At 64.3% G+C, this 6553-nt stretch carries 7 protein-coding genes; 3 read left to right on the top strand and 4 right to left on the bottom strand.

Annotated features, from left to right (window positions below):
- Both Q0071_RS18610 and Q0071_RS18605 read left to right on the top strand, forming a co-directional pair.
- Nucleotides 1-402: SDR family oxidoreductase (locus tag Q0071_RS18610; RefSeq protein ID WP_298173165.1), on the top strand; the 402-nt coding region annotated here is incomplete at its 5' end.
- Nucleotides 403-427: 25 nt separating this feature from the next.
- Nucleotides 428-1267 (top strand): DMT family transporter, encoded by an 840-nt coding sequence (locus tag Q0071_RS18605; RefSeq protein WP_298173162.1) that lies wholly within the window; start codon nucleotides 428-430, stop codon nucleotides 1265-1267.
- Between the two features lie 39 nt (nucleotides 1268-1306).
- Here the strand turns inward: Q0071_RS18605 and Q0071_RS18600 are convergent, their stop codons facing one another.
- The 4 genes from Q0071_RS18600 to Q0071_RS18585 all read right to left on the bottom strand — a co-directional run bounded on the left by Q0071_RS18600 (nucleotide 1307) and on the right by Q0071_RS18585 (nucleotide 4880).
- On the bottom strand, nucleotides 1307-1684 hold the full coding sequence (locus Q0071_RS18600) for a VOC family protein (RefSeq protein WP_298173159.1): 378 nt from the start codon (nucleotides 1682-1684) through the stop codon (nucleotides 1307-1309).
- A 15-nt stretch (nucleotides 1685-1699) separates the two neighbouring features.
- Nucleotides 1700-2812, bottom strand: coding sequence for an S-(hydroxymethyl)glutathione dehydrogenase/class III alcohol dehydrogenase (locus Q0071_RS18595; RefSeq protein ID WP_298173156.1), 1113 nt, complete (start codon nucleotides 2810-2812; stop codon nucleotides 1700-1702).
- A 76-nt stretch (nucleotides 2813-2888) separates the two neighbouring features.
- Nucleotides 2889-4199, bottom strand: a complete 1311-nt coding sequence (locus Q0071_RS18590; protein WP_298173152.1) for an MFS transporter — start codon at nucleotides 4197-4199, stop codon at nucleotides 2889-2891.
- A gap of 204 nt (nucleotides 4200-4403) precedes the next feature.
- A complete protein-coding gene (locus Q0071_RS18585) occupies nucleotides 4404-4880 on the bottom strand; it encodes a MarR family transcriptional regulator (protein ID WP_298173149.1) in 477 nt (158 codons plus the stop codon).
- A 108-nt stretch (nucleotides 4881-4988) separates the two neighbouring features.
- On the opposite strand from Q0071_RS18585, the gene Q0071_RS18580 reads away from it, so the two are divergent.
- Nucleotides 4989-6458 carry a carotenoid oxygenase family protein gene (locus Q0071_RS18580; RefSeq protein ID WP_298173146.1) on the top strand — a complete coding sequence of 490 codons (1470 nt, stop codon included), beginning with the start codon at nucleotides 4989-4991 and terminating at the stop codon, nucleotides 6456-6458.
- Nucleotides 6459-6553 lie beyond the last annotated feature (95 nt).

Raw genomic sequence — 6553 nt, 5'->3', positions numbered from 1 at the left:
GCGCTGCCGCTGCTGAAGGACAACCAGCCCGGCTCGATCGTCAACATCAGCTCGATTGCGGGCCTCATCGCCTCGCACACCATGCCCGGCTACAACGCGAGCAAGGCGGCGGTGTGGATGCTGACCAAGTCGGTCGCGCTCTACTGCGCCAAGCGCGGATGGGACATCCGCTGCAATTCGGTGCACCCGACCTTCGTCGATACGCCGATCCTCGATGGCATCAGCAAGAACGCGGGGATCGAGAAGGACGTGGTCATGGGCAAGCTCGCCCGCCAGATCCCGCTCGGCCGCGTGGGCGAGCCCATCGATGTCGCGCAGGGCGTGCTCTATCTGGCCAGTGACGAAAGCCGCTTCATGACCGGCGCGGAACTCAAGCTCGACGGCGGCATCTCGGCGATGTGATCGGCCCTGCACGGGGCCCCGCCACATGATCGATCTTCCGGTCTTCGCGCTCATCCTGTTCGCGGCTTCGCTGCACGCGAGCTGGAACGCGTTTCTCAAGGGCAGCAGCGATACCCTGCTCTCCACCACGCTGGTGATGGGCGGCGCGGCGCTGATCGCGCTGGTTGCCCTGCCGTTTCTCCCGGTTCCGGCGCGGGCCAGCTGGCCCTATCTGGCGGTCTCGGCCTTGCTGCAGGTGGGCTATCTCGGGCTGCTCGTGCGGGTCTACCGCACGGTGGACATGAGCCTTGCCTATCCGCTGATGCGCGGCTGCGCACCGCTGGCGGTGGCCCTGATCAGCGGGATCTGGCTGGGCGAGGCGCTGCCCGGGCTCGCCTGGATCGGCGTCGGCACGATCTGCCTCGGCATTCTTGCCATGATGGCCGGTGCGCGCGGTTCGCTGCGGCCGGCAGGCCTCGCCGCCGCGCTCACCAATTCGGGGATCATTGCGGCCTACACCCTGATCGATGGTGCGGGCGCGCGGCTCTCCGGCACGCCGACGGCCTATACGCTGTGGCTTTCCCTGCTGACCGGCATCGCCATGGCAGTCTGGACGCTGCGGGCGCGCGGCGCGGCGGCGGTGGGCTACATCCGCCGGAACTGGCCCATCGGGCTGTTCGGCGGCCTCGGCACGATCGTATCCTATTCCATCGCGCTCTGGGCGATGACCATGGCCCCGATCGCCATGGTGGCTGCGCTGCGCGAAACCTCGATCCTGTTCGCAACCGCGATTTCGGCCTTCATCCTGCGCGAGAGGGTCGGCCCCGCGCGGATCGCGGCAGCGGCGATCATCGCCTGCGGGGCGATGCTGCTGCGGCTTGCCTGAGGCCGCCCCGCAGGCGGCCTCAGGGGCGTCTCGAGTCGATCAGGCGTTCGGGTTCGGCGCGAAGGCGCAGATCTTGTTGCCGTCCGTATCGCGCAAGTAAGCGCCATACTGCTTGCCCGGCGCGTTTTCACGCACGCCCGGAGCGCCTTCGCAGGTGCCACCATTGGCGAGGCCTGCCGCGTGGAAGGCATCGACTTCAGCGAAAGTCTTGGCAACGAAGCCCTGCGTGAAGCCGTTCGACCAGGTATGCGCCTCGCCATTCGCGGGCGTTCGCACCATCAGCGCGCCGCCCTGAGCCGGGAACAGCGTGCCATTCGGCAGCGGCACGGCCTGATGGCCAAGCGCGCCCATCACGGCGGTGTAGAAGGCGCGCGACTTTTCAATGTCGTTGGTGCCGAGAACGGTATGGGTAAACATCGGTATTTCCTTGAATTAGAACACGACGACCGAGCGGATCGACTTGCCCGCATGCATCAGATCGAACGCCGTGTTGATCTCCTCAAGGCCCATGACGTGGGTGATCATCGGATCGATCTCGATCTTGCCCTGCATGTACATGTCGACGATCTTCGGCACATCGGTGCGGCCCTTGGCCCCGCCGAACGCGGTGCCGCGCCAGTTGCGGCCCGTGACGAGCTGGAACGGACGCGTGCTGATTTCCTTGCCCGCTTCAGCCACGCCGATGATGATGCTCGTGCCCCAGCCGCGGTGGCAGGCTTCGAGCGCGGTGCGCATCACTTCGGTGTTGCCGGTCGCGTCGAAGGTGTAGTCCGCGCCGCCGTCAGTCAGCGCGACGATTGCCGCTACGGTGTCCTCGCGGCTCATGCCCTTGGTGTTGAGGAAGTCGGTCATGCCGAACTTGCGGCCCCATTCCTCGCGGTCGGGGTTGATGTCGACGCCGATGATCTTGTTGGCGCCAGCGAGCCGCGCGCCCTGGATCACGTTGAGGCCGATGCCGCCGAGACCGAAGATCACGACATTGTCGCCGACCTGAACCTTGGCGGTGTTGATCACTGCGCCGACGCCCGTGGTCACGCCGCAGCCGATGTAGCAGCTCGACTGGAACGGCGCATCTTCACGGATCTTGGCCAGCGCGATTTCCGGCAGCACGGTGAAGTTCGAGAAGGTGCTGCAGCCCATGTAGTGAAACACGGTCTGGCCCTTGTACGAGAAACGCGAGGTGCCATCCGGCATCAGGCCCTTGCCCTGTGTGGCGCGGATCGCGGTGCACAGGTTGGTCTTGCCCGAGAGGCAGCTTTTGCACTGGCGGCATTCGGGGGTGTAGAGCGGGATCACGTGATCGCCGGGCTTCACCGAGGTAACGCCAGCGCCCACTTCGCGCACGATGCCCGCGCCTTCATGGCCGAGCACGCTGGGGAAGATGCCCTCGCTGTCAAACCCATCGAGCGTATAGGCATCGGTGTGGCAGATGCCGGTCGCCATGATCTCGACCAGCACTTCACCGGCCTTGGGGCCTTCGAGATCGAGCTCGACGATTTCGAGCGGCTTCTTGGCTTCAAACGCAACAGCGGCGCGGGTCTTCATGGGTAATCCTCCCCCAGGGAAATTGGCAGCCTTGCCGATAGGCAAAGCAGGGCCAGTGTTCAATCAGGTTCGCGGCTCAATCAGCCTCTCTAAGGGCGAGCATGAGCATTAGCGCTGCGGCCATGACCGAACCGCATGCCATGATCGCCGAGACAGTGAACAGGCTGAGCCCACCGGCTGTGAACAGCGTGCCAGCCAGGATCGGCGATCCCGCCGCACCAATGCGCCCTGCGCCGATGGCAAAGCCGGTGCCGGTGGCGCGCACATGCGCGGGGAAACCGTGCGCAAAGGCGCTGTAGAAGCCGACAATCGCGGCATTGGTGGCAAAGCCGGTGCAGAACACCGCAAAACGCCAGCCAACCAGCGTGGTATCGCTGCCGCCCAGCCCGAACACCACGACCGCCGCCGCGCCCAGCAGCAGCATGACGATGGTCGGCCACTTGATGCCGAAGCGGTGCATCAGGAAGCCGAACAGACCGCCCCCGGTCGCCCCGCCGATATTGGCCCAGACCAGCACGCTCGCCGCCTGCGGCGCGGCAAAACCGAAGTCCGCCACGATCTTGGGCGACCACTTGAGGATGTAGTAGAAGGTGATCGCGTGGAGCGAGTAGCCCACGGTAAGGACCAGCGTGGTGCCGATGAGTCCGGGCTTGAGGATATCGAGCACGCTCGCCTTGCTGTCACGCGCATCCACCGGCGGCAGCGCCGCGATTCCGGGCAGGCGCAGCTTCGCCATCGAGGCATTGATCCGCTCCAGCGCACCCGCCGGGCGGCGGGCAAGGAGATAGGCCGGGGTTTCGGGCACGAACAACCAGATCAGCGGAATGAACACCACGGTCGCAATCGCGCCGAATTCGAACACCACGCGCCAATCGCCGCTCTTGAGCAGCATGGCCGCAATCGTCCCGCCGATCGTGGCGCCGAGCGGATAGCCGATCACCATCAGCGACATGGCAAGGCTGCGGCCCTTGGCGCTCGAAAGTTCCGCCGTCACCGCGTTGATCGCGGCCAGCATGCCGCCGATGCCAAGGCCCGTGATGAAGCGCCACAGCCCGAGGATCTGCGGGTTCTGCGCGGTCGTTGCCAGCGCCATGCCGCTGGCCATCACCGCAAGGCAGCCCAGCATCGTCGGCCGCCGGCCCAGCTTGTCTGCCGCGCCGCCGAGCAGGATCGAGCCCACGCCCATGCCGACGAGCTCCATCGCCAGCACCACGCCCAGCGCATCGCGCGCAATGCCCCATTCCTTGGCAATGCCCGGCGCGGCAAACGCGCTGGAGAGCACGTCGAACCCATCGAGCGCATTGAGCGCGATCATCAGCACGACGGCGATCCATTGCGCGGAACTCATCGTCGTCTGGCGAATGATCTCGCGCGGATCGGTGTTCATTGTCATTCTCCCGAGGACATCGCTGTCCAATTCATCTCTTCTTTTTTCGCCACCCCGGACTGGGCTACGGGGACCCGCTTCTTGCCATTCCCCAAACCGCTCATGCTGCGCCTGTCGAAGCATCTTGCCCGGCGGTCGCGCCAGCACGCTTCGACAGGCTCAGGGTGAGCGGGGTAAGGTGCAAGTCAGCAGACAATTGCATCCTCACTCATGGATCCGCGAAAGCAATTCGATCAGCTGGCGCACTTCCTTGTCGGTGAAGCGGCTCTTCACCCAGGCCTCGTGCTCGCCGATCGCATGCTTGGCGCGGGCGAGCATGGCTTTGCCCGGTTCTTCGAGGAACAGAGCCTGCTTGCGGCCGTCCTTGTCAGACCGGTCGCGGCGGAGGAAGTGCTTGGCCTGCAAGCGGTTGATGATCGCCATGGTCGTCGCCCGGTCCATGCGCAGGCGTTGCGCGAGATCGGTTTGCGCGATGCCGGGATGATCATCAACCAGCCACAGCACCGAGACCTGCTTCTGCGTGAGATCGAGATCGGTGAACGTCTCGGTAAAGTGCCTGAGACAGGCTCCATGCGCGAGGCGGATATGGAAGCCCAGAATGTCCTTGATCGCGCCGATATCGGCTTCGCCCTCAGGTGGCGGCGGTGCAGTCACCGCATCGGCAAACTTGTCCTTGATCAATGCCGCTTCCCTGCCCCTCTGGCCCATCGGCGCCCTTAGATGCGCCTTGCCTATTCGTTAGCAACACTTACAATCGAACCCCAAGCAAAAACGTGAGAGGAGGACCCCGTGGCCCATTTCCCCAACAGTCCGAGCTTCACCGGGTTCAACACACCCTCGCGGATCGAGGCAGACATCGCCGACCTCGCGCACGAAGGCACGATCCCCAAAGAGCTAAACGGCGCATTCTTCCGCGTCCAGCCCGACCCGCAATTTCCCCCGCGATTGGGGGACGATATCGCTTTCAACGGCGATGGCATGATCACCCGCTTCCACATCCATGATGGCCAGGTCGATTTCTGCCAGCGCTGGGCCAAAACCGACAAGTGGAAGCTGGAAAATGCTGCCAGCAAGGGCCTGTTCGGCGCCTACCGCAATCCGCTGACCGACGACGAGGCTGTGAAGGGCGAAATCCGCGGCACGGCGAACACCAACGCCTTCGTCTTCGGCGGCAAGCTCTGGGCGCTCAAGGAAGACAGCCCCGGCCTCGTCATGGACCCGGCGACGATGGAAACCGAAGGCTATGAGAAGTTCGGCGGGAAGATGACCGGGCAGACCTTCACCGCGCATCCCAAGGTCGATCCGACGACCGGCAACATGGTCGCCATCGGCTACGCCGCCAGCGGCCTGTGCAGTGACGACGTGACCTACATGGAAGTCAGCCCCGAGGGCGAGCTTGTCCGCGAGGTGTGGTTCAAGGCACCCTACTACTGCATGATGCACGATTTCGGGATCACCGACGATTACCTCGTGCTCCACATCGTCCCCTCGATCGGCAGCTGGGAGCGGCTCGAAAAGGGTATGCCACACTTCGGTTTCGACACGACCATGCCCGTCTATCTCGGGATCATCCCCCGCCGCGACGGGGTGACCCAAGCAGACATCCGCTGGTTCAAGCGGGACAATTGCTTTGCCTCCCACGTGCTCAATGCCTGGCAGGAAGGCACCAAGGTCCACTTCGTCACCTGCGAGGCGAAGAACAACATGTTCCCGTTCTTCCCGGACGTACACGGCGCGCCGTTCAACGGGATGGAAGCGATGAGCTACCCGACCGACTGGGTGGTCGATCTGGCGTCTAACGGCGAGGATTTCGCCGAAATCAACAAGCTCTCCGATTCGATGGGGGAATTCCCGCGCATCGACGACCGCTTTACCGGACAGAAAACGCGCCACGGCTGGTTCCTCGAAATGGATGTCCGCCGCCCGGTCGAGCTCAAGGGCGGCAGTGCCGGCGGGCTCATCATGAACTGCCTGTTCCACAAGGACCTCGAAACCGGCGCGGAACAGCACTGGTGGTGCGGCGCGGTCAGCAGCCTGCAGGAACCCTGCTTCGTCCCCCGCAGCAAGGACGCGCCCGAAGGCGACGGCTGGATCCTGCAAGTCTGCAACCGGCTGGAGGAACACCGCAGCGACCTGCTGATCTTCGATGCGCTGGACATTGCCAAAGGCCCCGTCGCCACGGTGCAGATCCCCATCCGCCTGCGCTTCGGCCTTCATGGCAATTGGGCAAATTCGGACGAAATCGGGCTCGCCGCCTGAAACCCCTTCCCGCCCTCTCCGGTTATTGCTATTTAGCATAACAATAACCGGAGAGGGAGAATCTGATGTCGATCCGCCTGTGGCATGCCGTTCTG

The sequence above is a fragment of the Novosphingobium sp. genome, assembly GCF_027486195.1.
In the GTDB taxonomy this organism is placed as follows: domain Bacteria; phylum Pseudomonadota; class Alphaproteobacteria; order Sphingomonadales; family Sphingomonadaceae; genus Novosphingobium.
This window is presented reverse-complemented; position numbering and strand designations above follow the sequence as displayed.

Coding starts and splice junctions, on each gene's coding strand:
- Q0071_RS18590 (WP_298173152.1), bottom strand. CDS start 4,199: ATGAACACCGATCCGCGCGAGATCATTCGCCAGACGACGATGAGTTCC.
- Q0071_RS18595 (WP_298173156.1), bottom strand. CDS start 2,812: ATGAAGACCCGCGCCGCTGTTGCGTTTGAAGCCAAGAAGCCGCTCGAA.
- Q0071_RS18605 (WP_298173162.1), top strand. CDS start 428: ATGATCGATCTTCCGGTCTTCGCGCTCATCCTGTTCGCGGCTTCGCTG.
- Q0071_RS18600 (WP_298173159.1), bottom strand. CDS start 1,684: ATGTTTACCCATACCGTTCTCGGCACCAACGACATTGAAAAGTCGCGC.